This window comes from Amycolatopsis sp. NPDC051061, assembly GCF_040682935.1.
GTDB lineage: Bacteria > Actinomycetota > Actinomycetes > Mycobacteriales > Pseudonocardiaceae > Amycolatopsis.
The window spans coordinates 112,042-137,762 of sequence record NZ_JBFBBZ010000015.1 but is presented as its reverse complement, the minus strand read 5'-3'; the positions used below and the strand labels follow the sequence as shown (position 1 = coordinate 137,762).

Here is a 25,721-nt window from a genome sequence, read left to right as displayed (position 1 = left end):
GCGAAGCCCTCCGCGTACTTGAGTTCTCGGCTGAAATCCCTGCGGGGCGTCGACACCGCGGGACCGAAACCATCCGCGCACCCGGAACCCTCCGAGCAGCCGTTTCCGACTGGCGCCCCCCACCGCGCTCCCCCTCTTCTTCTCCCGCACAGAACGTCCCGGTGCCCGTGGCACCGGGACGTTCTGTGTTTCCGCGTTCTCCCGATGGCGCCTTTGTGTCAGGTCTCGGCACCGAGGAAGCCGCCGATCGGCCGGAAACCGGCCCGGCGGCCGCCACTCAGATTAGCGATGCACTCAGCGCGCAAGAAGTGATTTTGCGCCGTACCCTTCTTAAGAGTGGCTTTCCGCCCCATGGCAAATTCGCATGATTACCCGATAGTTCCGCTAATAAACGTCCCGACCGGGTGAAGCTTCGGGACCACGCGAGAACCACCCAGCCATACCTTCCGTAAGAAAAATCGGGCTGATTCAGCCATTCATCGTAACCGATACTCCCGAACGAGTGACCTCGTCACGTGCCGTGATGGGTGCGGCGAATTGCCGGCCACCGGCTTCACGCGAACTTGATGTTTGTTCCGCGGATTCCGGAGCGGCGCGCACCGTGCGAAATCATCGACCCCGCCGGTGCCCCGGGGATCCGCTCGCGGTAATGACGTCCGGAGATCACCATGATCGGAGTCGTCATCGGAATTCCGGAGGAGTAGGACATGAAAAGTGCACTGGCTCGGGCGGTCACCGTTTTCCTCACCGCGGCGGCGGTGACCCTGACCGGGGTGGGCGTCGCGACAGCGGGCGGCCCCGGCGGCAGCGGGTCGTCGAGCACCACGAGCGCGGCCGCGGAGGTCCAGAGCCTGCGCGATCAGCTGGTTTCACGAGCGGACCAGGGCAACGTGCCCGGCACGCAGGCCACCCTCGCCGAACTCGACCCGCTGCTCACGGATCTGGCCCAGGGCAAGCGGTACACCATCCAGGCCGACGCCCGCGACACCGCGGCCACGGCCCAGCAGCAGAACACCGAAGCACGCGAGGGCGTCGACCGGCTGGCAACGGAGCTCAAGGCCCGCCAAGGGCTGCCGCCGGTGTCGGCCCTCCTCAACGCGTTGCTGCAGCGGGTCCTGATCTCGCTGTCCGCGCTGGTGAACGACCTTCTCGGCGGGCTGCCCGTCCCGATCGGCTAGGGACCGATCGGAACCCCCGGACGGACAGCCGGCGATGGCCCGGTGCGGCTCACCTCCCCGCACCGGGCTTTCGTCGTCTTCGCCCTCGCGAAAAAGCCCGGTGCGGCGGGATCCGCACCGGGCTTTCTCGCGTTCTCCGGCTATTCGTAGACGACGTAGGCGGGCGCCGGGCCCAGCGCCAGCACCTGCGCCGGGCTCATCAACGCGGCGCCGCGGCGGGTGTCTTCGTCGAAGAACAGCTTGAAGCCGGGGCGCACGTGGTCGGGCTTGGTCTTCATCAGCGTCTTCCACGTCGCCTGCTTGGCCGCGGCCGAGCCGATGCCGTCGACGACCTTCACCGGCGAGACGCCGAGGTGCGGCCGCAGGAGCTCTTCGTCGCGCACCACCGAGGACGCCACCTGGTGGTACACCATGACCTTGGCGGGCAGGCGGTGCGCTTCGGCCAGGCCGCCGAGGTACCGCGCGACGCCGTCGAGCTCGTCGCCGGTCGTGCGGCCGAACTTCTTCCCCGGCACCACGCCCGGCTCGACCGCCCACTCGGGGTCGAGGGCGACGCCGACGTCCGGCTCGGTCAGCCAGCGTTCGTAGGCCTTGACCTCGGGCAGGAAATCGGCGCGGCCGGGTTGGATGTTCAGCAGCAGCAAGCCGTTCAGGGCCCGGGCGGCATCGAGGTAATCCCGCACGGTCTCCTCCGCGCCGCGGCTGCGGTACATGCCGTCGGCGCCGGGCGAGCGGTGCACGGTGGTCGCGATCAGCTCGACGACCGGCGTGACCGGCCGGTCCGCCGGGAACGCGCGGATCCGTTGACGCAGCTCGTCGCTCGCCGCCGCGAGGTCACCCGTCATCCGGCCGAGTGCCTTCGAGCCCGGCGCTCCGCAGAAGCCGACGAGCAGGTTCGTCGCGAGCGGGTCCGCCGGTGGCGTCGGCGGGGCGGGGGACGCGGTGACCGGCACGGCGAGGGCGCGCCCCCGCCGTTGCGCACCGCACGCGCTCGCCGCCAGACCCGCGAGCGCGGCGGTGAGCACCAGACGTCGATCGAAGGCGGCGTGCGCCGTTTTCGGGACCATCGCAGGGAAATACCCGCGGTGATCTTCGTCCAAACGCCGTCGCCGATGATCACCGCATCGTGGCCGGGCGTCTTTCGCGATCAGGGCCTCTTCCTGCGGAATCGCGCTTTTTCGAGCGGTGCGGCGGAAAGTCGGGCTCACCCGACCCGGTGCATCGGCCCGCGCGCGGACGCGGCCGGCACCACACTTCCCGCATGCGTTTTCTTTTCCGGTTCGGCGCCGGGTTCGCCTTGCTCGCCGTGGCGGCCTGCGGTGCTCCCGCTCCCGCGGCGGCGCCGGCGTCTCCCCCGGCGCCCGCCGCCACGTCCGCCCGCGTCACGCCCGCGTCCGCGCGCCAGGTCGGCGCCGACGAGCTCGGCCGGGTGCCGATCCTGATGTACCACCGGATCGTCGCGCGGCCGCGGTCGGTGTACGAGCGCACGCCCGAGGACTTCACGGCGGAGCTCGAGCGGCTGGCCGCGGAGGACTACGTCCCGGTCACGACGGCCGAGCTGGTGACCCACCGGCTCGACCTCCCGGCGGGGTCGCACCCGGTGGTCCTGACCTTCGACGACGGCGACCCGAGCGTGTTCGGCCTGACGCCGCAGGGGCAGCCCGCGGCGGGGACGGCGGTCCGGATCCTGCTGGACGTCGCGGCCGCGCACCCGCGGTTCCGGCCGGTGGCGAGCCTGTACGTCAACGAGCACCCGTTCGGCGCGGCGGACGGCGGGCCCGAGCTGCGCTGGCTGGCCGACCACGGCTTCGAGATCGGCAACCACACGCGCCACCACACGAACCTGCGCAAGGCGTCGGAAAGCGAAGTGACGACGGCGATCGCCGAAGAGGACGCGGCGCTCCGCGACTACCGGCCCCGCACGCTGGCGCTGCCGTACGGCGTCCACCCGCGGCGTGCGGAGCTGGCGCTGCGCGGCCCGGGCTATTCCTACGACGGCGTGCTGCTGGTCGGCGCCGGGCCGGCGCCGGCGCCGTGCTCCGCCGGGTTCGATCCCGGGGCGATCCCGCGGATCCGCTCGCAGTCGACCGGATCGGAGGCGGAATACGGGTCGTCGCACTGGCTCGACGTGCTCGCGTCGCCCAGCGGACATCGGTACACATCGGACGGCGACCCGGCGACGGTGGCGTACCCCCGATCGGGCCCGGCCCCGGCCCCGGCTTGTGCGAGCGTGGGCCTTGCCTACTGAGCCGGCGCGGGTGGATTGGCTGCCGCAGCCCCGGCCCCGGCCGGCCGCGCGGCTCGAGGAGGAACCCCCGGCGGCGGGAGTACCACGGCCCCGGCGCCGGCTGCGGTTCCGCCGAGCGGGCGCGGCGGTGCCCCGGCAGCGGACGGCCACGCCTTCCGAGCCGTGGGCGGCGGTGTCTTCGCCGGCCCAGGCGACTCCGGCGGCCGAACCGCGATCGCCCCAGCTGATCGCGCCACCTGAACCACGCCCCGCGGTGCCGCTGCTGACCCACGCAACCCCTGCGGCCGAACCACTGCCACAGCAGCGGCCGCCCCACGTGTTCACGCCGCCCGAACCACCGGCCGCAGCAGTGCACCCGCCGGCCCACGCAACCCCCGCGGCCGAGCCACCGCCAGAACAGCAAGCACCCCGGCCGATCGCGCCACCTGAACCACGACCCGCGGCGCCGCTGCTGACCCCCGCAGCCGAACCACTGGCCACGGCGCCGCATCCACCGGCCCACACCGGCCCCGCGACCGAACCACTGCCATGCCAGCAGCCGCCCCCAGCGGTCGCACCATCTGAACCATCGGCGGCACAACCGATCCCGGCGGCGAAGGAACCTCTGGCGCGCGCGGCCACATCTCCGGCACCGCCTGCCCCCACTGCGGCACCCGGACCGCCGGCACCGGCGGCACCGGCGGCACCGGCACCGGCACCGGCAGCGATCGTGTGGCCGGCGGAGCCGGGGCACCCGTCACCGGAGCCGATCCACCCCCTTCTGCCCCCGATGACCGAGCCCCCGAGCGCCACCCTTCCACCCGAACTGGAGACCCCGGAGACGGACCGACCCCAAGCACCGCCCCCACCGGTCACGTGGTGGGCACCCGCGGTGCTCGTCTTCGCCATCGCTCTCGCCGTCGCCCTGCTGCTCATCCCCCGCGCCGCCGAGCCGCGGCAGCTCGGCGGTACTCCGTCGCCGATTTCGCCGGCCGTCGCGCCCGTCACCACGCGTCCGCCGGAGCCCGCCGAGCTGCCCGACGGCCCGCCGGTCACCCCCACCGGCTCCGGTACCTGGCACGTCGTTCCCGGCCCCAACACCCTCGCCGGCACCGGTGCCGAAGAACTGACCTACACCGTCGAGATCGAAGACGGCGTCGACGCCCCGGGATTCGCGGCCCAGGTCGACATGATCCTCGACGACCACCGCGGCTGGATCGGCCAGGGGCGGGTGAAGTTCCGCCGCGAGACCGGACCCGAAGCTCGGCCGGAAGTGCGGATCAGCCTCACCACCCCCGGCACGAGCCGGCGGCTCTGCGGGTTCGCGATCCCCTACGACTCGTCCTGCCACCTCAGCCACCGGATCGTCGTCAACCTCGCCCGCTGGATCCGGGGAGCGCACTCCTTCCCCGACGACCTCGCCGGCTACCGCACCTACGCGATCAACCACGAAATGGGCCACGCGCTCGGCTTCGGGCACGTCGGCTGCCCCGCCCCCGGCGCCCTCGCGCCGGTGATGATGCAGCAGACCTTCGGCCTCTCCAACACCTACCTCGCCGAGCTCAACCGCGCCGAACCCGGCGCCGCCACGCGGGTCCGTCCGGACGGCGCGGTCTGCCGCCCCAACCCCTGGGTCTCCTGACCGGCACCCGGGCGGGCCGCCCCGACGCCGGCGTCACCACCGACGGGGTAACGACTCACCGTCGCCCCGCGTCATCCCAACGAGGTGTGCTCAGTCCCGAAAGAGGTCCTCAAGTCCACCGCGGACCACCCCGCGCAGGATGCCGCTGCGCCAGACGGGCCACGCCCGGCCACCCCGAGTGAAGCTCCTTGTCCGCGTGAATCTTTCCTCGCTAGCGTCAGTGGTGAGGGGACAAAGCCGGGTGCCCGGTCCGTTTCCTTGTACCCCAAGGCAAATCGAACGAGGAGTTTCTCGATGACCGCTCTCGACCAGCCCGTGACCCGCACCGCGTACCAGCAGTCGGTCGCCGACTACTGGAACGCGGAGAAGGACCCGGTGAACCTCCGGCTGGGCGATGTCGACGGTCTCTACCACCACCACTACGGCCTCGGCGACTACGACCCGGCCGTCCTCGACACCCCCGCGGACCGGCGCGACCAGGCGATCATCGACGAGATGCACCGGCTCGAGACCGCCCAGGCCGACGTCCTCCTCGACCACCTCGGCCCGATCGGCCCGGGCGACCGGCTGCTCGACGCCGGCTGCGGCCGCGGCGGCACCAGTGTCATGGCCCACCAGCGCTTCGGCTGCCAGGTCGACGGGATCTCCATCTCCGAGCAGCAGGTCGGGTTCGCCAACGAGCACGTGCGGCAGCGCGGGATCGACGGCTCGGTGCGCTACCACCTGAAGAACATGCTCGACACCGGCTTCGGATCCGGGGTGTTCCAGGGCATCTGGAACAACGAGAGCACGATGTACGTCGACCTGCACGAGCTGTTCGCCGAGCACGCGCGGCAGCTCAAGCCCGGCGGCCGGTACGTCACGATCACCGGGTGCTACAACGACGTCACCGGTGGCCGATCGCGGGCGGTGAGCCAGATCGACCAGCACTACATCTGCAATATCCACGCCCGCGGCGACTACTTCAAAGCGTTGTCGGACAACGGGTTCGTTCCGATCACCGTCGTCGACCTGACGGCCGCGACGATCCCGTACTGGGAGCTGCGGGAGAAGTCTTCGGTCGCCACCGGGGTCGAGAAGCCGTTCCTGACCGCGTACCGCGAAGGCAGCTTCCACTACCTGCTCATCGCCGCCGACCGCGTCTGAGGCGGGCGTGCCGAGGGAGAGCACCATGACGACCGGGACCGCGTGTCCACAGTGGACGAACGGGGGCGCCGCGAGCCTGCTCGCGGGCCCGTTCGGCCTCGGCACGGCCGCCGCGCGGATCGCGACGCAGTTCGCGCCGGCGCCCGGGCAGGACCCGGCCTACGCCCACCTGCCGTGGGGTGACGGCAGCGCGCCGCCGCTGTACTGCCCGGTCCAGGGACGGATCGACGAAGCCCTCGCCGGGGAGGTCGACCGGCGGCTCGTCGGGTGGGCCGCCGACTGCGGGTTCACCGGCGCGGGCCTCGACCAGGTCGCCCACGCGGGGTTCGGCCGGCTGGTGATGCTCGCCCACCCCGACTGCGACGACCCGGACCGGCTGCTCGTCGCGGCGCAGCTGAACGCGACGTGGTGGGCGGCCGACGACTACTACGCCGACGACAGCACGCTGGGCGCGGCGCCGACCGAACTGCCGCCACGCCTGGCGCTCGTCATGGCGGCCATGGACCCGGTCGCGCCGGCCGGGGAGTTCTCGGCGCCCCTCGAAGAGGCGCTCCAGGCGGACCCGATCCTCGTCGGGCTGCACTCCGCGATCGACCACCTGGGCCGGCACGGTTCCCCCGTGCTGGTCCAGCGGGTCTGCTACTCGACGTTCGCGATGTTCGTCAGCTGGGACGCCTACGCGGCGTGGCGCCACACCGGCCGCTACCCACCCGCGTGGGAGTACCTGGCGGCCCGCCAGCACGACAGCTTCTACACGTCGATGACCCTCGTCGACGCCGTCGGCGGCTACGAGCTGCCCGCGCCGTTCTACTACGACCCGCGCGTGCGGGAGGCGATGATGCGGGCCGGGACGGCGTCGGTGCTGGTCAACGACCTGCATTCGGTGGCCAAGGACGCCGCCGACGAGAAGCCGGTCTGCAACATGGTCCTGCAGATCGCCGCCGACCGGGGCTGCTCGGTCGAGGAGGCGGTCGAGGCCACCGTCGAGCTGCACAACAAGATCGTCCACGAATTCGAAGACGGCCACCGCGAGCTGATGGCGGTGCCGTCGCCGGAGCTGCAGCGGTTCCTCGTGGGTGTCCGTTCCTGGATGGGCGGCGGTTTCACTTGGCACGCCACCAATCCCCGTTACCAGTCTTGACCTACGAATCGATTGGGTGGTTCTCGTTGTGACTGTCACCGACCCGGTGGAATCCGAGCAGGCGCCGCTGAGCCTCGGACGGGCCGCGGCCCGCACCCTGGCCACGACGACCAAGTCGGTCCCGCAGATGCAGGGCATCTCCTCCCGCTGGCTGCTCAAGCTGCTGCCCTGGGTCGAGGTCTCCGGCGGCGCCTACCGCGTCAACCGCCGCCTGTCCTACTCGGTCGGCGACGGCCGGGTCACCTTCACCACCACCGGCGCCGAAGTCCGCGTCATCCCCCCCGAACTCGGCGAACTCGCACCCCTGCGCGGCTACGACGACGAAGACGTCCTCACCGAACTCGCCTCCCGCTTCGGCCAACACGAATACACCCCCGGCGACGTCCTGGTCGAGTTCGGCTCCCCGGCCGACCAGGTGTTCCTCATCGCCCACGGCAAAATCACCAAGGTCGGCACCGGCGCCTACGGCGACCAAACCGTCCTCGGCACCCTGGCCGACGGCGACTACTTCGGCGAAACCGCGTTGACCCAGGCCGACGGGATCTGGGAATTCACCGCCAAGGCCGTCACCACCTGCACCGTCCTCTCACTACCCAGGGACGTGTTCGAAGACGTCCTCTCACGCTCGGAAACCCTCCAAACCCACCTGGAAGCATTCACCGCCGGCGGCTCAAGTGCCCGCAACGACCACGGCGAAGCCGAAATCTCCCTCGCCTCCGGCCACGACGGCGAACCGATACTGCCCGGCACCTTCGTCGACTACGACGCCCAACCCCGCGAATACGAACTGTCGGTCGCCCAGACCGTCCTGCGGGTCCATTCCCGCGTCGCGGACCTCTACAACCAGCCGATGAACCAGATCGAGCAACAGCTGCGGCTGACCATCGAAGCCCTGCGGGAACGCCAGGAACACGAACTGATCAACAACACCGGCTTCGGGCTCCTGCACAACGCCGACTTCGCCCAGCGCATCCCCACCCGCACCGGCCCTCCCACCCCCGACGACCTCGACGAACTGCTCGCCCTGGTCTGGAAGGACCCCGGGTTCTTCCTCGCCCACCCCAAGACGATCGCCGCGTTCGGCCGCGAATGCACCAAAGCCGGCGTCTACCCCGACGCCGTCGACTTCGGCGGGCACCACGTCCCGGCGTGGCGGGGGGTGCCGATCCTGCCCTGCAACAAGATCCCCGTCACCGAGACCCGCACCAGCTCGATCCTGCTGATGCGCACCGGGGAGCAAGCGCAGGGCGTGGTCGGGTTGCACCAGACCGGGCTGCCGGACGAGTACCAGCCGGGGCTCAACGTCCGGTTCATGGGTGTCTCCGAGCAAGCCATCATCTCCTACCTCGTGTCGGCCTACTACTCCGCCGCCGTGCTGGTGCCCGACGCGCTCGCCGTGCTGGAAAGCGCCGAACTCGGCCGGGAGGGCTGAGACCGGTGACGGTGACGGAGGAAACGACGTCCGTGCAGCTGTCGCTGAGCGTGACAGCTGCCCGGACGCTGACCACGACGACCAAGACGCTGCCGCAGATGCGCGGCATCACCACCCGCTGGCTGCTCTCCCAGCTCCCCTGGGTCGACGTACCCGCGGGCAGCTACCGCGTCAACCGCCGCCTCACCTACACCATCGGCGACGGCAAAGTCAGCTTCTACACCACCGGCACCCGCGTCCAGGTCATCCCCGCCGAACTCACCGAACTCGAACTCCTGCACGGCTTCGGCGACGAACAAGCCCTCGCCGCACTCGCCGACACCTTCGAACAACGCGAATACGAACCCGGCGCCACCATCACCACCACCGGCGAACCGCTCGACACCCTGACCCTCATCGCCCACGGCAAAGTCACCCAGCACGGCCGCGGCGAATACGGCGACGAAACCCACCTCGGCACCATCACCGACGGCGACCACTTCGGCGCCGAACTCCTCACCCGCGACGACGCCCGGTGGAACTTCACCGCACGCGCCGCCACCCACGTCATCGCCCTGGTCCTGCCCGCTTCGGCGTACGCCCGGCTCAACGGCCGATCCGAATCACTCCGCAACCACGTCGCCGAAGCCAACGGACGCCCACGGAAACCACAAAACAAAGCCGGCGAAGCCAGCATCGACCTCTCCGCCGGCCACGACGGCGAGCCGATCCTCTCCGGCACCTACGTCGACTACGACCCCTCACCCCGCGAGTACGACCTCGCCGTCGCCCAAACCGTGCTCCGCGTCCACAACCGCGTCACCGACCTCTACAACAACCCCATGAACCAGCTCGAACAACAACTGCGGCTCACCGTCGAAGCGTTGCGAGAACGACAAGAACACGAACTGATCAACAACACCGACTTCGGGCTCCTGCACAACGCCGACCTCAAACACCGCCTCACCACCCGCACCGGCCCACCCACACCACTCGACCTCGACGACCTGCTCTGCCGCCGCCGCAAAACGAAATTCTTCCTCGCCCACCCCCGCGCCATCGCCGCGTTCGGCCGCGAATGCACCCGGGCACGCATCTACCCCGACCCGGCGGTCCTCGACGGCAAACGCGTCCAAACCTGGCGCGGCGTCCCGATCCTGCCCTGCGACAAGATCCCCATCACCGACACCGGCACCACGTCGATCCTCGCCATGCGCACCGGCGAAGACGACGCCGGCGTCATCGGCCTGCGCCCCCAGCAACTCCCGGACGAATACCAGCCCGGCCTCAACGTCCGGTTCATGAACATCAGCGACCACGCCGTGACGTCCTACCTCGTCAGCGCCTACCACTCCGCCGCCGTACTGGTCCCGGACGCACTCGGCGTCCTCGACCACGTCGAAACCGGCTCATGACCCGCCCGGGCCGTCGGCGATGTTCCACGGCAGCACCTGGTACTCGCCCTCGCACGGGTTCCCGCGCAGCACCCGGTACTCCCCCGCGGTGAGGTCGACCAGGCTGCTCATGGTCGTCTTGTAGCGGCGCACGTCCGGATCGCCCTCCCGGGGGTGCGCGCACACGCCGTGCGGGTGCCCGAAGTGGTCGCTCATGGTCGCCTGCACGACCTTGCGCACCCCGGCGGAGTCCACGGCGGCCGACGCCCGGGCGAGCCCGCGTTCGATGATCGGAACCCGGTACAGCGAGTCGACCGCGGCCGGCCGGTACCGGCCGGCCAAGGCAGCCGGAACGCCGTACTGGTAGTGGTTGCCGTGCACCAGGACGCCGTCCGACGCATAGCCCCACCGGTGATCGAGCGGCGTCGTCTCCAGGTCGAGGGCGAACCCGTCGCGGTGGGTGAACAGCAGGTTCGTGGCGATGTGCTGGGGAAACGCGTACGGCACGCGCAAGGCGTCGCGCAACGTCGGGCTGTCGAGGATCAGGCGGCGCAGCACCGGCTGCGGCAGGCCGGGCGGGGTGCCGAACGCGCCGTCGAGACCGTTGGCGTTGAGCGCGAGGCCCGCCGAGTTGACGCCGTGCCGGCCGACCTGCCCCGCCTCCACCTGCATGATCACCGTCGGCTTGGGCGGCTGCACGATCCGGATCAGCACGGTCGTGGCCTCGGTCTCCGCCCGCCAGTCCCAGTTCTGTCCACAGTAGACGTGACCGTCGCCCGTCGCTTCGGGCAGCAGCGCGAACGACGAGCAGCCGTCCATCTCCGTGAAGCCGCTGGCGTGGTTGCGCGCGATCTCGCCGCGGGCGTTGAGCGCGAGCACCTCGTCCGGGTGCACGCCGGCGCCCGCCGCGATGCCGTCCATCTCCTCCAGCAGATCAGGTGCGTGGGTGGCGACGAGCTTCCGCCACGGCCCGACCCGCGAGACGACGTCGGCCCAGGCCAAGCCGGGCTTGAGGGCGAACGAGCGCCGGTAGTGGTCGAGTGAGCGGGCGATCTCTTCTCGCGCCGCTTCCCCGTGGTCACGGCCACGTTCGGCAGGTGAGCCGCTGAGCTCCAGCAGCGGAACGGTCGGCACGGGCAGCTCCTCCGGGCGGAATGTAGTGGTCATTACAGACCTTGCATCGAATGACTGGTGCGTTACTATGTAGTCATTCCTACAGGGAAGTCAATGACTGACATGGACACTACAGAGCTGTCGCTGCAGGACCGGATCACCGGCCGGCTGGCCTTGATGTCGAAGGCGGAGCGGAAGGTCGCGGAGTACCTGCGCACCCACAGCCGCGAAGCCATCTTCGCCACCGCCGAGCAGATCGCGGCGGCCGCCGGCACCAGCGACGCGACCGTCGTCCGGACGGCCCGCTCGCTGGGTTACGCGGGCCTGCTGGAACTGCGGCACAGCCTCACCCGGCAGGTGGTGCGGGCCACGAGCCCGGTACCCCCGCCCGGCCGTCCGGACGAGCAGGTCTCGGCCACCGCCGCCCTGCTCGACCGCGTGTTCACCGAAGCGGCGCAGCGGCTCGCGGACACCTGGCGGCTCACCACCGAGGCCGCGTTCGACACGGCGGTCGCCACCCTCGCCGACGCCCGCGACGTGCTCGCCTTCGGCATCGGCCCGTCCGAATCGGTCGCCGCCTACCTCGCTTTGCGGCTGCGCCGCATCGGCCGGCGCGCCCGGGTCAGCGGCGCCACCGGCTTCCGCCTGGCCGACGACCTGCTCGAGCTCGGCCCCGGTGACGTCGTCGTCCTGTACTCCCCCAGCCGGCTGCTCGCCGAGCTGGAGATCGTGCTCGACCACGCCGCCGCCGTCGGCGCGCGGACCGTGCTGATCTCCGACTCCCTCGTGCCCGTGTACGCCGACCGCGTGCACGCCTCGCTGTTCTCCGTCGACAGCCCCACCGGCTCCACCGGCGAAGGCCTGCCGGCCCAGGTGCTCACCGACGCCCTCGTGCTCGCGGTGCGCGCGAAGGACGAGGCCCGCGCCACCGAACGCGCCGAACTGCTGACCGGGCTGCGGTCCGAGCTCAGCCAGACCCGAACCACCCGCCAACCCCGGAAAGAGAGCCCGTGAGCGCGACGACCGACGAAATCAGCCGCGTCGAGGCCGGCACCGCCCGCAACTACCACCCGCTGCCGGTCGTGCTGGCCGAAGGGCGGGGTGCCTGGGTCACCGACGTGGAGGGCCGGCGCTACCTCGACCTGCTCGCCGGGTACAGCGCCCTGAACTTCGGCCACGGCGACAAGGAGCTCCTCTCCGTCGCCCACGAGCAGCTGGACCGGCTCACGCTGACCAGCCGCGCGTTCCACCACGACCGGCTCGGCACCTTCAGCGAAGAACTGGCCGCCTTGGCGGGCATGGACATGGTGCTGCCGATGAACACCGGCGCCGAAGCCGTCGAGACGGCGATCAAGGTCGCCCGGAAGTGGGGCTACACGGTCAAGGGCGTGCCCGCCGGGCGCGCCCGGATCGTCGTGGCCGGCGGCAACTTCCACGGCCGCACCACCACCATCGTCAGCTTCTCCGACGATCCGGTCGCCACCGCGGACTTCGGCCCGTTCACGCCGGGGTTCGACACCGTCCCGTTCGGCGACGCCGAGGCGCTGCGCGCGGCCATCACCGCCGACACCGTCGCGGTGCTGATCGAGCCGGTGCAGGGGGAAGCGGGCGTGCTCCTGCCCCCGGCCGGCTACCTCGCCGCCGTCCGCGAAGCCTGCACCGGCAACGACGTCCTGATGATCGCCGACGAGATCCAGTCCGGGCTCGGCCGGACCGGGCGGACCTTCGCCTGCGAACACTTCGGCGTCGTGCCGGACGTCTACCTGCTCGGCAAGGCTCTCGGCGGCGGCCTGGTCCCGCTGTCGGCGGTGGTGTCGCGCCGCGAGGTGCTGGGTGTCCTGCAGCCGGGCCAGCACGGCAGCACGTTCGGCGGCAACCCGCTGGCCTGCGCCATCGGCACGGCCGTCGTCCGCAAGCTCGCGACCGGCGAACCCCAGCGCCGGGCCGCCGAGCTGGGCGAGGTCTTCGCCGGTCTCCTCACCGGACTGCCGAACGTCCGGGAAGTGCGCACGCTCGGCCTCTGGGCTGGCGTCGACGTCCTCGGCCGCAGCGGCCGCGACGTGTGCGAAGGACTGCTCCGGCGGGGCGTGCTGGCGAAGGACGCCCACGGCTCGACGATCCGGCTCGCGCCGCCGCTGGTGATCGACGAGACGGACCTGCGCCACGCCGTGACGCAGCTCGCCGAGGAGCTCGGCTCGTGAAGGATTTCCTGCGCGGCCACGCGGAACTCGTCGAGGAGGACGGCCGGCTCGTCCCCCGCCGGCTGCCTTCGGGGACCCTGCCCCCGCGGCTCGACGACGCCGCGCTGATGCCCGCCGGGGTGCGCCTTGAGTTCGGCACCGACGCGCGCGGGTTCGGCTGGGACGTCAAGACCGACGGGGACGTCGACGTCGTGGTCGACGGCGACCTCGTCAGCCGCTCGCCCACGGTCGACGTCGACGACCTGCCGGCCGGCCGCAAGCGCGTGACGATCTGGCTCCCGCAGTCGAGCCACGTCAGCCTGGGCGAATTCAGGCTCGAAGGCGAGCTGACGCCGGTGCCGGAGGGCCCGCGCTGGATCGCGTACGGCAGCTCGATCACCCAGTGCCGGCTGGCCGCCGGGCCGTCGGAGACCTGGCCCGCCCGGGTGGCGACCGAACTCGGCTGGTCCTTGCGCTGCCTCGGGTTCGCCGGCGAATGCCACCTCGATCCCGTGGTGGCCCGGTACCTCCGCGACACCGAGGCGGACGTGATCAGCCTGTGCGTCGGCGTCAACATCCACGGCGCCGCGTCGTTCTCCGCCCGTTCGCTCGGGCCCGCGCTCGAAGGGTTCGTCCGCACGATCCGCGACGGCCACCCGGACACCCCGATCCTGCTCACCACTCCCCTGCACGCCCCCGACCGCGAGCGGCAGCCCAACGCGCTCGGGCTCACCCTCGCCGACGTGCGGACGGAGGTCGCGAACGCCGCGCACGGCCTGCCGGTCGTCGACGGCCTCTCGATCCTCGGCCCGGCCGACGCGGGGCTCCTCGCCGACGGCCTGCACCCCGGCCCCGACGGCTACCGCCTCATCGCCGACCGGATGCGGCCGCACCTCGCCGCCCTGCTCCCCGAAACCGAAGGACGCCACCCATGAAGATCCTCGTCCTGCCGGGCGACGGCATCGGCCCCGAGATCACCGACGCCACCCTCGACGTCCTCGCCGCCGCCGACCGCCACCTGGGCCTCGGCCTGGAGTTCGAGACCCGCGCCATCGGACTGGCCTCGCTGAAAACCGGCGGCACCACCCTGCCCGCCGAGGTGATGACCCGGATCCCGCAGGTGGACGGCGTCCTGCTCGGCCCGGTGTCGCACTACGAGTACCCTTCGCGCGCCGAGGGCGGCATCAACCCGTCGGCCGAGCTGCGGACGGTGTTCGAGCTGTTCGCCAACGTCCGGCCGTGCCGCTCGCGGCCGGAGCTGAGCCTGCTGCGCGCCCCGATGGACCTGGTCATCGTGCGCGAGACCACCGAAGGCTTCTACTCCGACCGCAACATGCACGCGGGCACCGGCGAGTTCATGCCCGACCCGGATCTCGCGCTGTCGGTCCGCAAGGTGAGCGCGAAGGCCGCCGAGCGGGTGGCCGTCGCCGCGTTCGAGCTGGCGCGCGGCCGCCGCCGCAAGGTGACCGCGGTGCACAAGGCCAACGTGCTCAAGCTGTCGGACGGGCTGTTCCTGCGCGAGGTCCGGAAGGTCGCCGAGCGCTACCCCGACGTGGAGCTGGAAGAGCTGATCGTCGACGCGACGGCCGCCCTGCTGATCCGCACCCCGGACCGCTTCGACGTCCTGGTCACCACCAACATGTTCGGCGACATCCTCTCCGACGAAGCGTCCGAGCTGTCCGGTGGCCTCGGCCTCGGCGGGTCGATCAACGCCGGCCACGACCTCTGCGTCGGGCAGGCCCAGCACGGGTCCGCGCCCGACATCGCCGGGCTCGGCGTCGCGAACCCGACGTCGCTCATCCTCTCCGCGGCGATGCTGCTCGACTGGCGCGGCCGCCGCGACGACGACCCCGGCCTGGTCAAGGCCGCCGAGCTGATCACCACCGCCGTCGACACCGTGCTCGACGACCCCGCCACCCGCACCCGCGACCTCGGCGGCACCCTCGGCACGGCCGGGTTCGCCGAGGCCGTCGCCCACGCCCTGACGAAGGTGAGCGCCCGATGATCCTGTCCGTCGACCCGGCCACCGGCACCGAGCTGGCCCGGTTCACGCCGCAGTCCACTGTGGACATCGAGACCGGGCTCGACGCGGCCGTCGGCGCCCAGGCGCGCTGGCGCACCCTCGACGTCGCCGAACGGGCGGGGCTGCTGCGGGAGCTGGCCCGCGTTCTCCGTGCGGGCAAGGAGAAGTACGCCCGGCTGATCACCGCGGAGATGGGCAAGCCGCTCGCCGAGTCCGAAGCCGAGATCGAGAAGTGCGCGGTGACGTGCGAGCACTACGCCGGACAGGCGGCGACCTACCTCGCCGACCGGCCGATCCCGCCCGACAGCGTGGTCGTGCACGACCCCCTCGGCGTGGTGCTGGCGGTGATGCCGTGGAACTACCCGTTCTGGCAGTTCTTCCGCTTCGCCGCGCCCGCGCTCGCCGCGGGCAACGGGATCGTCCTCAAGCACGCGGGCAACGTGCCGCAGTGCGCGCTGGCCATCGCCGACGTCGTGCGGGACGCCGGAACGCCCGACGGGCTCGTCCAGGTGCTGCTCGTGGAATCCGACGCCGTCGCGGACCTCATCGCCGACGACCGGATCGCGGCCGTCACCTTCACCGGGTCGACGCAGGTCGGCACGATCATCGCCGCCCAAGCCGGTGCCGCGCTGAAGAAGCAGGTGCTGGAGCTGGGCGGGTCCGACCCGTTCGTCGTGCTGGCCGACGCCGACGTGCCCGCGGCCGCGGCCACCGCCGTCAAGGCCCGGTTCGTCAACGGCGGCCAGAGCTGCGTCAACGCCAAGCGGTTCATCGTCGAAGACGCGGTGGCCGACGAGTTCGTCCGGGAGTTCACCGCCGCGGCCGCCGCTCTCGAGGTCGGCCCGCTGGCGCGGGAGAACCTGCGCGAGACGCTGCACGACCAGGTCCGCCGGAGTGTCGACGCGGGTGCTTCCCTGCTGCTGGGCGGGAAACCGGCCGACGGGCCCGGGTTCTTCTACCCGCCGACGGTGCTCGACCACGTGACGCCGGGCATGGCGGCGTTCGACGAGGAGACGTTCGGGCCGGTGGCCGCGATCACGCGGGTCGCCGACGTGGACGCGGCGATCGCGATGGCCAACCGCACGGAGTTCGGTCTCGGCGCGGCGTTGTGGACGCGCGACCTCGACCGGGCCGCCGCGCTGGTGCGCCGGTTCGACGCCGGCGCGGTGTTCGTCAACGGGATGGTCGCCTCCGACCCGCGGCTGCCGTTCGGCGGCATCAAGAAGTCCGGGTACGGCCGGGAGCTCGGTGCCGAAGGGATCCGCGAGTTCACCAACACCAAGACCGTGTGGCGCGGGCCGGGGTCGACGTCGTTCGCGCCGGCGGTCCTGCGCCCGGGGTCGCTGCCCGCGCACAACCGCGGTGGCGGCGCGAGCACCGTGCCCCTGGTGACCCGCGCGATCGGCGCGCGGGTGTTCCTCAACGGCACCACGCACTTCGAGGGCGGCGCGGGCATTCCGCTGCACACGCACAACTGCCCGGAGAGCGTGGTGATCCTCGAAGGCTCGGCGATCGTGGAGATCGACGGCACCGAGCACCACCTCGAGCGGTTCGACACGACGTACGTCGACGCGGGCACCCCGCACCGGTTCCGCAACGCGTCGGCGACCGAGCCGATGCGCATCCTGTGGACGTACGCGTCGGTGGAGGCGACGAGGACGATCGTCGAGACGGGCGTGACCACCCGCGTCGACGCCGAACACGCGAAAGTTTCGGAATAACCCGCAATTCGAAAGTTTCGGTCGGCACGCACTTCTTGACGGAGAAAGGAAAACGGACCTACCGTTTCGGTATTCCGTTTCCCCGGAAGGGAGAACCCGGTGCGTGCGAACACCCGGATCCGTGCTGCCCTCGTGCTGCTGGCCGCGACCGTGATCACCCTCGGCGGCGTGGTCACGGTCGCCTCCGGCGCCGCCGCGGCGGTCGAGGACGACGGCGCCGACTGCCCCGTCTCCGTGCCCGCCTCGTGGCCCAGTACCCCGAAACTTCCCGATCCCTTCCAGAAGATCGACGGCACGCGCATCACCGCCAAGTCCGGCTGGCGGTGCCGGCGGGAAGAGATCAAGAAGCTCGCGGAGCGCACGGTCTACGGCGAGAAGCACGCGAAACCGGCCAGTGTCACGGGAACCGTGTCGAACACCGGAATCACGGTGAACGTGAGTGAAAACGGCCGCAGCGCGAGTTTCTCCGCGGGCGTCGAACTGCCGAGCGGCCCCGGTCCTTTCCCGGCCGTGGTCGTGGTCGGCGGATTCGGCGCGGACACCGCGACGATCAAAGCGTCCGGCGCCGCCGTCATCACGTACGACCCGCTCGCCGTGGGCAAGGAAGGCACGCCACGGAACAACAAGCAGGGCGCGTTCTACAGCATCTACGCCTCGTCCAGCAGCACCGGGCTGCTGGCCGCGTGGGCGTGGGGCGTGAGCCGGATCATCGACGTCGTCGAGCAGTCCGGCGGCGGGGTCCTCAAGGCGGACGCGCTCGGCGTCACCGGGTGTTCGCGGTACGGGAAGAGCGCGTTCGCGATCGGCGCGCTCGACCAGCGCATCGCCCTCACCATGCCGATCGAGTCGGGCACGGCCGGCGTTCCGATCCTGCGCGGGATCCCCGGCGAAAGCGGCTCGCAGCCGCTGAGCAACGCCTACGGTGAGCAGCCGTGGTTCGGCGACGCCTTCAGCGCGTACACCGGCAATCCGGCCGCGCTGCCGGTGGACACCCACGAACTGGTCGCGATGGTCGCGCCGCGCGGGCTGTTCGTCATGGAGAACCCGCACATCGACTGGCTCGGCGCGCGCTCCGGCAGCGTCGCGGCGCTGGCCGGTGCGGAGGTCTACAAGGCGCTCGGCGCGGGCGAAAACATCAGCTACTGGTCCGACGTCCAGGACGGCACGCACTGCGCGTCGCGGCCCGAGTGGCGGACGCCGGTGCAGCAGAACATCCAGAAGTTCCTGCTGAAGACGGGCAGCGCGGCGGGCACCTTCCGGATCTCGGCCAAGAAGGCCGGAAACCTGGCCGAGTGGCGCGACTGGCCGACGCCGGTCCTCACCGACGGGCCGGGCAGCACCCCGCCCACCACCTCCCCGACGACGCCGACCACGCCGACCACACCGCCGCCGGGTGGCACCTGCACGGCCGCGGTGTCGGTGAACCAGTGGACGGGCGGCTTCGTCACGACGATCCGCGTCACGGCCGGAGCCGCCGCGATCACCGGCTGGACCGTCGCCGCGGCCCTGCCCGCGGGAGCGACGATCACATCCGCGTGGAACGCCGGGCGCAGCAGCGACACCGGCGCGGTCCGGTTCACGAACGTGGGCTTCAACGGCGCTCTGTCCCCCGGCCAGTCGGTGGAGTTCGGCTACCAGGGCACCGGAACGGGCACCGGGACGACCGTGACTTGCGCTTGACGCAATGGTTGGTTGCCAAAGTTGCGTGGCGCGAACAGCACCGCGGCTCCTAGCTTCGTACTCGTAACGAGTATCCCGAAGAAGGAGCAGCACCATGCACGTGTTCGTCACCGGAGCGACGGGGTGGATCGGCACGGCGGTCGTCGGCGAACTGCTCGGCGCCGGGCACGAGGTCACCGGCCTCGCCCGCTCGGAGGCCGCGGCCCTCACGCTCGCCAAGGCGGACGCCCGGGTCCGTCGCGGCGACCTCGACGACCTCGACGGCCTGCGCGACGGCGCGATCGACGCCCACGCGGTCGTCCACCTGGGCAACAAGCACGACTGGGCCGACCCCGCGGAGAACAACCGGACCGAGCGCGCGGCGATCGAGACGATGGCGGGCGCGCTCACCGGGACCGACCGGCCGTTCGTGCTGGCCGGCGCGCTCGCGGGCCTGGTCCGGGGCCGGCCCGCGGCCGAGACCGACGTGTCCCCGGCGGTCGGGCCGGACTCGATGCGCGGCGGCGGCGAAAACCTCGCGCTCGAGTACGTGGACAAGGGCGTCCGGGTGGTCAGCGTCCGCTTCGCGCCGTCGGTGCACGGCGTCGGCGACCACGGTTTCCTGGCGTCCATCGTGGCGGCGGCCCGCCGGCACGGCGTGTCCGCGTACCTCGGCGACGGCGCCGCGGCGTGGTCCGCGGTCCACCGCCCGGCCGCGGCCCGGCTCGTCCGGCTCGCCCTCGAAGGAGCACCCGCCGGAGCCCGGCTGCACGCCGTCGCGGAGGAAGCGGTGACGACGCGCGAAATCGCCGAAGCGGTCGGGCGCGCGCTCCACGTGCCGGTGGTGTCGGTGGCGCCGGAGGACGCCGTCGAGCACTTCGGGTTCATCGGCCGGTTCTTCGGCCTGGACATGTCCGCGTCGAGCGCGCGCACCCGCGAGCTGCTCGGCTGGACACCGTCCGGGCCGACGCTGGTCGAGGACATCGAAGCGGGTGCGTACGCGTGACCCCGACCGTAACGGCGTTCATGCTGGTGAAGACGACGCCGGAATGGCTGGCCCTGACGGTCGAGCAGCGGATCGAGGCGTTTCGCACCGAGGTCGTCCCCGCGGTCGAGGAGAAGGCGAAAGGCGTCCGATCGCGGTTCTACGACACCGAGTTCTACTCGGCGCGCGTGACCGACGTGTGGGTGTGGGAGGCCGTCGACCACGAGGCATACCAGCGCCTGGTCGACGCCCTGCGCGAGACGCCGTTCTGGGACCGCTGGTTCGAGGTCGCCGAGATCCTGGTCGGCGTCGAGAACGGCTACGCGAACAACTACGGCTTCGAGGCGGTCGCCGGCATCACCACGTAAGTCCGGGAGTACGCGCGTGACAGGGAGGTCGACACGCGTGATCGAAGGGTCGACACGACATCCGGCCGGCAGTTCGCCGTGTCGACCCTCCAGGCACGCGAGCCGACCCTCCAGGCACGCGAGCCGACCCTCCGGGCGCGCGTGATCCGGGTCAGAGCACGAACCCGGCCGGGAAGGGGTCGTCCGGGTCGAGGAGGTAGGTGGCCGTGCCGGTGATCCACGCCCGGCCCGAAAACTCGGGGATCACCGCCGGCACCCCTCCCACCTCCGTCTCCGCCACCAGCTCGCCCGTGAACGTCGTCCCGATGAACGAACTGTTCTCGAACGGCGTGTGCAGCGGCAGCTCGCCGAGCGCGTGCAGCTGGGCCATCCGGGCGGACGTGCCCGTGCCGCAGGGCGAGCGGTCGAACCAGCCCGGGTGGATGGCCATCGCGTTCCGCGACGCCCGCGCGTCCGAGCCCGGGGCGAGGAACTGGACGTGCTTGCAGCCGCCGATCAGCGGGTCGGCCGGGTGCTTCGGCGGGCGCTGCTCGTTGATCGCCCCCATGATCGCCAAGCCCGCGCCCAGGATCCGGTCCTTTTCGGACCGTTCGAACGGGATGTCCACTTGGGACAGTTCGAGGATGGCGTAGAAGTTCCCGCCGTACGCCAGGTCGTAGCGCACCTCGCCGAGGCCGGGCACGTCCACGACGGCGTCGCGCTCGGCGAGGAACGACGCGACGTTGCGGAGTTTGACCCGTTCGGCACGCCCCTCGCGGACGGTGACTTCCGCGTGCACGAGCCCGGCCGGGGTGTCCAGGCGCACCACGGTCGTCGGCTCGGTCACCTCGACCATGCCGGTCTCCACCAGCACCGTCGCGACGCCGATGGTGCCGTGGCCGCACATCGGCAGGCACCCCGACACCTCGATGTAGACGACTCCCCAGTCGGCGTCGTCCCGGCACGGCGGCTGCAGGATCGCGCCGCTCATCGCCGAGTGCCCGCGCGGCTCGTGCATCAGGAACTGCCGGAGGTGGTCGAGGTGCTCCATGAAGTACCGGCGGCGCTCGGCCATGGTGGCGCCGGGGATCGTGCCGACGCCGCCGGTCACCACCCGCGTCGGCATGCCCTCGGTGTGGGAGTCGACCGCCGTGATCGCGCGTGACGACCGCACCTACGCCACCCCCAGCGAGGCCAGCGCGCGGCCCATGTCCGCGCGGACCTGCTCGCACTGGCCGTCCGACAACGGGCCTCGCGGCGGCCGGCACGGTCCGCCGTACCGGCCGACCAGGTCCATGCCCAGCTTGATGGCCTGGACGAACTCGGTGCGCGAGTCCCAGCGGAACGCGGCCACCAGCGGCTCGTACAGCGCGCGGGCTTCGTCGAGCTTGCCCGCCGTGGCCAGCTCGAACAAGCGCGCCGACTCGGCCGGGAAGACGTTCGGGAACCCGGCGAACCAGCCGGTCGCGCCCATCAGCAGGCTTTCCAGGACGACGTCGTCCGCGCCGCTGATGACGGCCAGCTCGGGGGCGCGTTCGCGGATCTCCAGCACGCGCCGGACGTCGCCGGAGAACTCCTTGACGGCGACGATGTTGTCGATCTGCGCGATCTCGGCCAGGAGGTCGGGCGTGAGGTCGACCTTGGTGTCGAAGGGGTTGTTGTAGACCATCACCGGCAGGCCGACCGAAGCCACCGCCTCGAAGTGGGCGAGCACCTCGCCGCGGTTGGCGCGGTAGAGCGTCGGCGGGAGGCAGAGGACGCCGTGCGCGCCGTCTTCGGCCGCCACCTCCGCCCAGTACTTCGCCTGGTGGGCGCCGGGTCCGTGGACGCCGACGACGACGATCCCGGCTTCGCCGACAGCTTCGATCGCGGTGCGGGCGACTCGGCGGCGTTCGTCGTCGGTGAGCGAGGAGTACTCGCCGAGGGAGCCGTTCGGGCCGACACCACGGCAGCCGTTCTCGACGAGCCAGCGGCAGTGTTCGGCGTAGGCGTCGTAGTCGACGGCCAGCCCCGCGGGGGCGGAGTCGTCGGTTTTGTACGGCAACGCGGCGGCGACGACCACGCCGCCGAGGTCGCGGGTGCTCATGGGGTCTCCTTCGGGTCGGCGAGTTCGCCCAGGCGGATCGGCTGGGCGATCGGACGGTGGTGGCGTTCGGCGCCGCCGCACAGTTCGGCGACGGTGGGCCCGCAGATCCGGCCCTGGCACGGGCCGAGCCCGGCGCGGGTGCCGAGCTTGAGAGCGTGCGGTCCTGGCGTCGCCGGGTCCGCGGCGGCGGTTTTCAGTTCCTTGTACGAGGTTTCCTCGCAGCGGCAGACGATCGTGTCGTCGCGCAGCCAGCCGGGCCAGGCGGCGCCGATCGGGTGGGCGGTCTTCAACCGGCGTGCGAACGCGCGGGTGCGGTCGCGCTCACGCAGCAGGTCACGGCTCGGCGTGCCGCCGGCGGCGACGCGTCCGGCGACCGCGCCCTCCGCTCGTGCGGCGTCGGCACCGCCGATCCCGGTGATCTCCCCGGCGGCGAACACGGCGCTCACGCTGGTGCGCTGAGCTGAATCGACTCCCACGAACCCGCCGTCGAGGACGCACCCGGCGGCGACGGCCAGTTCGGGTTGCGGCGTGAAGCCGTGTCCGACGCAGACGGCGTCGACCTCGTAGGTCCGTTCGGTGCCGGGCACGACCGACCAGTCCGCGCGGACCCGGGCGGTGACGACCTCGCGGACCCGGTCGTCCCCGCGGGATTCGACGACCGCGCGGCCCAGGTGGTACGGGACGCGATGGCGGACGAACGTGGCGGCGTAGCGGGCGAGTTCGCCGGTTTTGCGCACCCCGGCTCGCCATCCTTTGAGGACGGTCGCGGCGGGGTTGGCTTCGAGGACGGCGACGACGTCGGCTCCGACTCTCAGCAGCGACTCGGCGACCGGCAGCAGGAACGGCCCGGCCCCGGCGACGAGCACCCGCCGTCCGACGGCGACCCGCTCCCCCTTGGCCAGCGCCTGCGCGGCGCCCGCGGTGAAGACGCCGGGCAGCTGCCAGCCGGGGAAGGGCAGGGTGCGGTCGTGCGCGCCGGTGGCGAGGATCAGGGCGTCGGGCTCGAGGGTGTGCCGTTCCCGGCCGGAGCCGTCGGCCGGGCCGCGCAGAACGTGGATGCGAAGGCGGGCGCCGGTGGCTTCCAGCGCCCACACCGTGCTTTCCGGCCACCATTCGCACCGGCTCAACAGACTCTCGAAGCCGGCTTGCGCTCCGTACAGCGTCCGGTGGTACTGCCCGCCCGGAGCGTCCGACTGGTCCAGCACGGTCACTCGCGCTCCGGCCCGCAGCGCGTGCTCGCCCGCCGCGAGCCCGGCGGGCCCGGCACCGACGATCACGACCCACCTCATGCGTCCTCCTGCCGGGACTGGGTCCGGATCTCGTCGCCGTCGGCGGCGCGACGGCGGCAAGCGCGGACGTCGGGCACCCCGTTCACGGTCACCAAGCAGTCGAAGCACGCGCCGATCCCGCAGAACACGCCGCGTGGCGCCCCGGACCTGCTGGTGCGCCACGACAACCGCCCCGCGGCCAGGAGCACCCCGGCCACGGTCTGTCCTGCGATGCCCGGCACCGGCTCGCCGTCGACGCTGATCTCGATCACGCCACCACCGCCGGCCGGTCGACCGTGAACTCGTCCACCGGCATCGACGGCGACGCCCCGGTCAGCAGTTCGCGCAGGAGCCTCGCCGTGCCGACGCTCAGGCCGATGCCCGCGCCTTCGTGTCCCGTTGCGTGCCAAAGGTTTCCCAACCTCGGGTCCTCGCCCAGGACCGGGAGGTGATCGTCCACGTAGGGCCGGAAGCCGCCGTAGGCCCGCATCACCGCCGCGTCGGCCAGCGACGGGAACAGCCGCAGCGCCTTGACCGCGATGGCGCTCAGCACGTCCGGCACAATCGCGTCGTCGAAGCCGACGCGGCGGCGTGACGAGCCGATCAGGATCGTGCCGCCCCAAGTCGACTCCACGACGGCGGACGTCTGCAGCTCGCCGTCACCGGAGCCGACCGCCCCGACGTAGTCGGCGTCGTAGACCTTGTGCCGCACCACGCCGGGCATCGGCGTGGTCACCAGCACTTCCCCGCGCCGGGGCCGGACCGCGATCGGGGCGCCCAGGCGCGCCGAGACCTCGCCGGCCCACGGGCCCGCCGCGTTCACGACGATGTCGGCGTCGAGGACCTCGCCGGGCACGCGAACCCCGCTGATCCGGCCGCCTCGGACGACGGCGCCGGTGACCTCGGTGTCGGTACGCAGGCGGGCGCCGTGCGCGAGGGCGGAGCCGAGCAGGGCGAGGGTCGCACCCGCCGGCTGGACCTGCGCGTCCTCCGGGTAGCGGACCGCGGCGGTCACTTCGCGGGTCAACGCGGGTTCGGCCGTCGCGAGGTCCACTGTGGACAGCGGCTCCGTACGCACCCCGGCCGCGACCTGCTCGGCGGCGAACGCCGTGAGCGCGCGGGCGCCGGCTTCCGTGGTGGCCACGACGATGCCGCCCTTCGGGTCGAACTCGCAGGCGTCGCCGAGTTCGGCCGCGATCTCCGGCCAGAGCCGGGCCGAAAGCTGCGCGAGCCGGAGCTCGGCGCCCGGCCCCTTGTCCGAGACGAGGAGGTTGCCTTCGCCGTGCGAAGTGGTGCCGCCCGCGGGTCGGCCACGGTCGACGACCAGGACGTCGAACCCGGCGAGGCTCAGCTCCCGGGCGCACGCCGCCCCGACGACACCGGCCCCGATCACCACCGCCCGCGTTCGGTTCATCGACCCTCCGGTGTTCGGTAAAGCGAACGATCGGAGGTTAAGTCTCCGAGGCCGAAGGTGTCAACGGGTGGGGCCGGCCCTCGAGCCGTTCGTCGGCTCGGTACTGCAGCAACAGCACCGAGTGCACCGGGGCCTCGAGCGCGGTGTAGCTGTGCGGCTCGCGGGCGTCGAAGGCGACGTAGTCCCCGGGTCCGAGGTCGACGGTCCGCCCGCCGACCCCGACGCGCAGTCCGCCGGTCTGGACGACGGTGTGCTCGACCCCGACGTGTCCCTGCGACCGCTGCGGCGCGTCGCCGCGGACGACCTGGTCATAGACCTCGAAAACGCTGTTCTCGGCCTCGATCCGGCGCAATGGCCGCAGGTCGATGCCCTCGCCGCGGAGCACTTCGACGTCGGCCGCGCGCACCACGGTCAGCCCGCCGCGGGGCCGGTGGTCGAGCAGGTCGGAGATGGCGACCTCGAGGGCGCGCGAGAGGCTGAAGACGGTCTCGATGGTCGGGTTGCCGGTGCCGGCTTCCAGCTGCGAGAGAGTCGCCTTGCCGATCCCGGACCGCCGCGAAAGCTCGGACAGCGACAGACCCCGCGCCGCCCGCGCGGCCCGCAGGTTGACGGCGAGCATGTCCCGGATCGACGGGCCGCCGTCTTCGGCCACGGGGGTCCCGCCGTTCGGTAAAGCGTCCATCGAGCCCGGTCTCCGTTCGGTTTGCCGATCGGGGCAGGGTCATGATGCCACGGCGGACGCCGTGCCAGAATCAGCGCGCCCGATCACCACCCTGGGGGAACCGT

23 protein-coding genes are annotated in these 25,721 nt (G+C 71.8%); 15 read left to right on the top strand and 8 right to left on the bottom strand.

The window, feature by feature from the left end; genetic code table 11:
• Positions 1 to 707 precede the first annotated feature (707 nt).
• A complete protein-coding gene (locus tag AB0N03_RS21940; RefSeq protein ID WP_364374580.1) occupies positions 708 to 1,178 on the top strand; it encodes a hypothetical protein in 471 nt (156 codons plus the stop codon).
• 140 nt (positions 1,179 to 1,318) lie between these two features.
• Here the strand turns inward: AB0N03_RS21940 and AB0N03_RS21935 are convergent, their stop codons facing one another.
• Entirely contained in the window at positions 1,319 to 2,245 is a 927-nt protein-coding gene (locus AB0N03_RS21935) for a hypothetical protein (RefSeq protein WP_364374577.1), read from the bottom strand.
• Between the two features lie 194 nt (positions 2,246 to 2,439).
• On the opposite strand from AB0N03_RS21935, the gene AB0N03_RS21930 reads away from it, so the two are divergent.
• From AB0N03_RS21930 to AB0N03_RS21905, 6 genes are all read left to right on the top strand, one after another.
• The gene (locus AB0N03_RS21930) at positions 2,440 to 3,426 is read left to right on the top strand and encodes a polysaccharide deacetylase family protein (RefSeq protein ID WP_364374574.1); all 987 of its coding nucleotides are present in this window, start codon (positions 2,440 to 2,442) and stop codon (positions 3,424 to 3,426) included.
• Positions 3,427 to 4,195: 769 nt separating this feature from the next.
• Positions 4,196 to 5,047, top strand: coding sequence for a DUF3152 domain-containing protein (locus AB0N03_RS21925; RefSeq protein WP_364374571.1), 852 nt, complete (start codon positions 4,196 to 4,198; stop codon positions 5,045 to 5,047).
• 294 nt (positions 5,048 to 5,341) lie between these two features.
• Entirely contained in the window at positions 5,342 to 6,193 is an 852-nt protein-coding gene (locus AB0N03_RS21920; RefSeq protein ID WP_364374569.1) for a geranyl diphosphate 2-C-methyltransferase, read from the top strand.
• Positions 6,194 to 6,218: 25 nt separating this feature from the next.
• Complete coding sequence (locus AB0N03_RS21915) at positions 6,219 to 7,334, top strand: family 2 encapsulin nanocompartment cargo protein terpene cyclase (protein ID WP_364374566.1); 1,116 nt, start codon at positions 6,219 to 6,221, stop codon at positions 7,332 to 7,334.
• A 28-nt stretch (positions 7,335 to 7,362) separates the two neighbouring features.
• Positions 7,363 to 8,766 carry a family 2B encapsulin nanocompartment shell protein gene (locus AB0N03_RS21910; RefSeq protein ID WP_364374563.1) on the top strand — a complete coding sequence of 468 codons (1,404 nt, stop codon included), beginning with the start codon at positions 7,363 to 7,365 and terminating at the stop codon, positions 8,764 to 8,766.
• 5 nt (positions 8,767 to 8,771) lie between these two features.
• Positions 8,772 to 10,160: a family 2B encapsulin nanocompartment shell protein gene (locus AB0N03_RS21905; protein WP_364374560.1), complete on the top strand. Its 1,389-nt coding sequence runs from the start codon at positions 8,772 to 8,774 to the stop codon at positions 10,158 to 10,160.
• Here AB0N03_RS21905 and AB0N03_RS21900 read toward each other — a convergent pair.
• Positions 10,155 to 11,306 carry a C45 family peptidase gene (locus AB0N03_RS21900; protein WP_364374558.1) on the bottom strand — a complete coding sequence of 384 codons (1,152 nt, stop codon included), beginning with the start codon at positions 11,304 to 11,306 and terminating at the stop codon, positions 10,155 to 10,157. The two genes, AB0N03_RS21905 and AB0N03_RS21900, sit on opposite strands and share 6 nt — an antisense overlap.
• Positions 11,307 to 11,375: 69 nt before the next feature.
• On the opposite strand from AB0N03_RS21900, the gene AB0N03_RS21895 reads away from it, so the two are divergent.
• From AB0N03_RS21895 to AB0N03_RS21860, 8 genes are all read left to right on the top strand, one after another.
• Positions 11,376 to 12,266: a MurR/RpiR family transcriptional regulator gene (locus AB0N03_RS21895; protein ID WP_364374555.1), complete on the top strand. Its 891-nt coding sequence runs from the start codon at positions 11,376 to 11,378 to the stop codon at positions 12,264 to 12,266.
• Entirely contained in the window at positions 12,263 to 13,453 is a 1,191-nt protein-coding gene (rocD, locus tag AB0N03_RS21890) for an ornithine--oxo-acid transaminase (RefSeq protein WP_364374552.1), read from the top strand. Before AB0N03_RS21895 ends, rocD begins: the two co-directional genes overlap by 4 nt.
• Complete coding sequence (locus tag AB0N03_RS21885) at positions 13,450 to 14,367, top strand: GDSL-type esterase/lipase family protein (protein WP_364374549.1); 918 nt, start codon at positions 13,450 to 13,452, stop codon at positions 14,365 to 14,367. The genes rocD and AB0N03_RS21885 overlap by 4 nt, the downstream gene beginning before the upstream one ends.
• Positions 14,364 to 15,437, top strand: coding sequence for an isocitrate/isopropylmalate family dehydrogenase (locus tag AB0N03_RS21880; protein ID WP_364374546.1), 1,074 nt, complete (start codon positions 14,364 to 14,366; stop codon positions 15,435 to 15,437). Before AB0N03_RS21885 ends, AB0N03_RS21880 begins: the two co-directional genes overlap by 4 nt.
• Positions 15,434 to 17,176 carry an aldehyde dehydrogenase family protein gene (locus AB0N03_RS21875; RefSeq protein WP_364374543.1) on the top strand — a complete coding sequence of 581 codons (1,743 nt, stop codon included), beginning with the start codon at positions 15,434 to 15,436 and terminating at the stop codon, positions 17,174 to 17,176. The genes AB0N03_RS21880 and AB0N03_RS21875 overlap by 4 nt, the downstream gene beginning before the upstream one ends.
• A 99-nt stretch (positions 17,177 to 17,275) precedes the next feature.
• Positions 17,276 to 18,856: a cellulose binding domain-containing protein gene (locus AB0N03_RS21870; RefSeq protein ID WP_364374540.1), complete on the top strand. Its 1,581-nt coding sequence runs from the start codon at positions 17,276 to 17,278 to the stop codon at positions 18,854 to 18,856.
• 94 nt (positions 18,857 to 18,950) lie between these two features.
• Positions 18,951 to 19,841, top strand: coding sequence for an NAD-dependent epimerase/dehydratase family protein (locus AB0N03_RS21865; protein ID WP_364374537.1), 891 nt, complete (start codon positions 18,951 to 18,953; stop codon positions 19,839 to 19,841).
• Positions 19,842 to 19,861: 20 nt separating this feature from the next.
• The gene (locus AB0N03_RS21860) at positions 19,862 to 20,188 is read left to right on the top strand and encodes a darcynin family protein (protein ID WP_364374794.1); all 327 of its coding nucleotides are present in this window, start codon (positions 19,862 to 19,864) and stop codon (positions 20,186 to 20,188) included.
• A gap of 151 nt (positions 20,189 to 20,339) precedes the next feature.
• Here the strand turns inward: AB0N03_RS21860 and AB0N03_RS21855 are convergent, their stop codons facing one another.
• From AB0N03_RS21855 to AB0N03_RS21830, 6 genes are read right to left on the bottom strand one after another with little or no spacing between them, the layout of a single operon-like run.
• On the bottom strand, positions 20,340 to 21,341 hold the full coding sequence (locus tag AB0N03_RS21855) for a proline racemase family protein (protein ID WP_364374534.1): 1,002 nt from the start codon (positions 21,339 to 21,341) through the stop codon (positions 20,340 to 20,342).
• On the bottom strand, positions 21,342 to 22,253 hold the full coding sequence (locus AB0N03_RS21850) for a dihydrodipicolinate synthase family protein (protein ID WP_364374531.1): 912 nt from the start codon (positions 22,251 to 22,253) through the stop codon (positions 21,342 to 21,344).
• Entirely contained in the window at positions 22,250 to 23,542 is a 1,293-nt protein-coding gene (locus AB0N03_RS21845; protein WP_364374528.1) for an NAD(P)/FAD-dependent oxidoreductase, read from the bottom strand. Before AB0N03_RS21845 ends, AB0N03_RS21850 begins: the two co-directional genes overlap by 4 nt.
• A complete protein-coding gene (locus tag AB0N03_RS21840) occupies positions 23,539 to 23,790 on the bottom strand; it encodes a (2Fe-2S)-binding protein (protein WP_364374791.1) in 252 nt (83 codons plus the stop codon). Before AB0N03_RS21840 ends, AB0N03_RS21845 begins: the two co-directional genes overlap by 4 nt.
• On the bottom strand, positions 23,790 to 24,935 hold the full coding sequence (locus AB0N03_RS21835; RefSeq protein ID WP_364374525.1) for an FAD-dependent oxidoreductase: 1,146 nt from the start codon (positions 24,933 to 24,935) through the stop codon (positions 23,790 to 23,792). Before AB0N03_RS21835 ends, AB0N03_RS21840 begins: the two co-directional genes overlap by 1 nt.
• 37 nt (positions 24,936 to 24,972) lie before the next feature.
• Entirely contained in the window at positions 24,973 to 25,617 is a 645-nt protein-coding gene (locus AB0N03_RS21830; protein ID WP_364374522.1) for a helix-turn-helix transcriptional regulator, read from the bottom strand.
• Positions 25,618 to 25,721 lie beyond the last annotated feature (104 nt).

Bases quoted from the DNA above. Each gene is read 5' to 3' on its own strand.
- AB0N03_RS21865 (WP_364374537.1), top strand. From the start codon at position 18,951: ATGCACGTGTTCGTCACCGGAGCGACGGGGTGGATCGGCACGGCGGTC.
- AB0N03_RS21920 (WP_364374569.1), top strand. From the start codon at position 5,342: ATGACCGCTCTCGACCAGCCCGTGACCCGCACCGCGTACCAGCAGTCG.
- AB0N03_RS21900 (WP_364374558.1), bottom strand. From the start codon at position 11,306: ATGACCACTACATTCCGCCCGGAGGAGCTGCCCGTGCCGACCGTTCCG.
- AB0N03_RS21845 (WP_364374528.1), bottom strand. From the start codon at position 23,542: ATGAGGTGGGTCGTGATCGTCGGTGCCGGGCCCGCCGGGCTCGCGGCG.
- AB0N03_RS21860 (WP_364374794.1), top strand. From the start codon at position 19,862: ATGCTGGTGAAGACGACGCCGGAATGGCTGGCCCTGACGGTCGAGCAG.
- AB0N03_RS21925 (WP_364374571.1), top strand. From the start codon at position 4,196: ATGACCGAGCCCCCGAGCGCCACCCTTCCACCCGAACTGGAGACCCCG.
- AB0N03_RS21930 (WP_364374574.1), top strand. From the start codon at position 2,440: ATGCGTTTTCTTTTCCGGTTCGGCGCCGGGTTCGCCTTGCTCGCCGTG.
- AB0N03_RS21880 (WP_364374546.1), top strand. From the start codon at position 14,364: ATGAAGATCCTCGTCCTGCCGGGCGACGGCATCGGCCCCGAGATCACC.
- AB0N03_RS21940 (WP_364374580.1), top strand. From the start codon at position 708: ATGAAAAGTGCACTGGCTCGGGCGGTCACCGTTTTCCTCACCGCGGCG.
- AB0N03_RS21895 (WP_364374555.1), top strand. From the start codon at position 11,376: ATGGACACTACAGAGCTGTCGCTGCAGGACCGGATCACCGGCCGGCTG.
- AB0N03_RS21875 (WP_364374543.1), top strand. From the start codon at position 15,434: ATGATCCTGTCCGTCGACCCGGCCACCGGCACCGAGCTGGCCCGGTTC.
- AB0N03_RS21915 (WP_364374566.1), top strand. From the start codon at position 6,219: ATGACGACCGGGACCGCGTGTCCACAGTGGACGAACGGGGGCGCCGCG.
- AB0N03_RS21830 (WP_364374522.1), bottom strand. From the start codon at position 25,617: ATGGACGCTTTACCGAACGGCGGGACCCCCGTGGCCGAAGACGGCGGC.
- AB0N03_RS21850 (WP_364374531.1), bottom strand. From the start codon at position 22,253: ATGAGCACCCGCGACCTCGGCGGCGTGGTCGTCGCCGCCGCGTTGCCG.
- AB0N03_RS21835 (WP_364374525.1), bottom strand. From the start codon at position 24,935: ATGAACCGAACGCGGGCGGTGGTGATCGGGGCCGGTGTCGTCGGGGCG.
- AB0N03_RS21935 (WP_364374577.1), bottom strand. From the start codon at position 2,245: ATGGTCCCGAAAACGGCGCACGCCGCCTTCGATCGACGTCTGGTGCTC.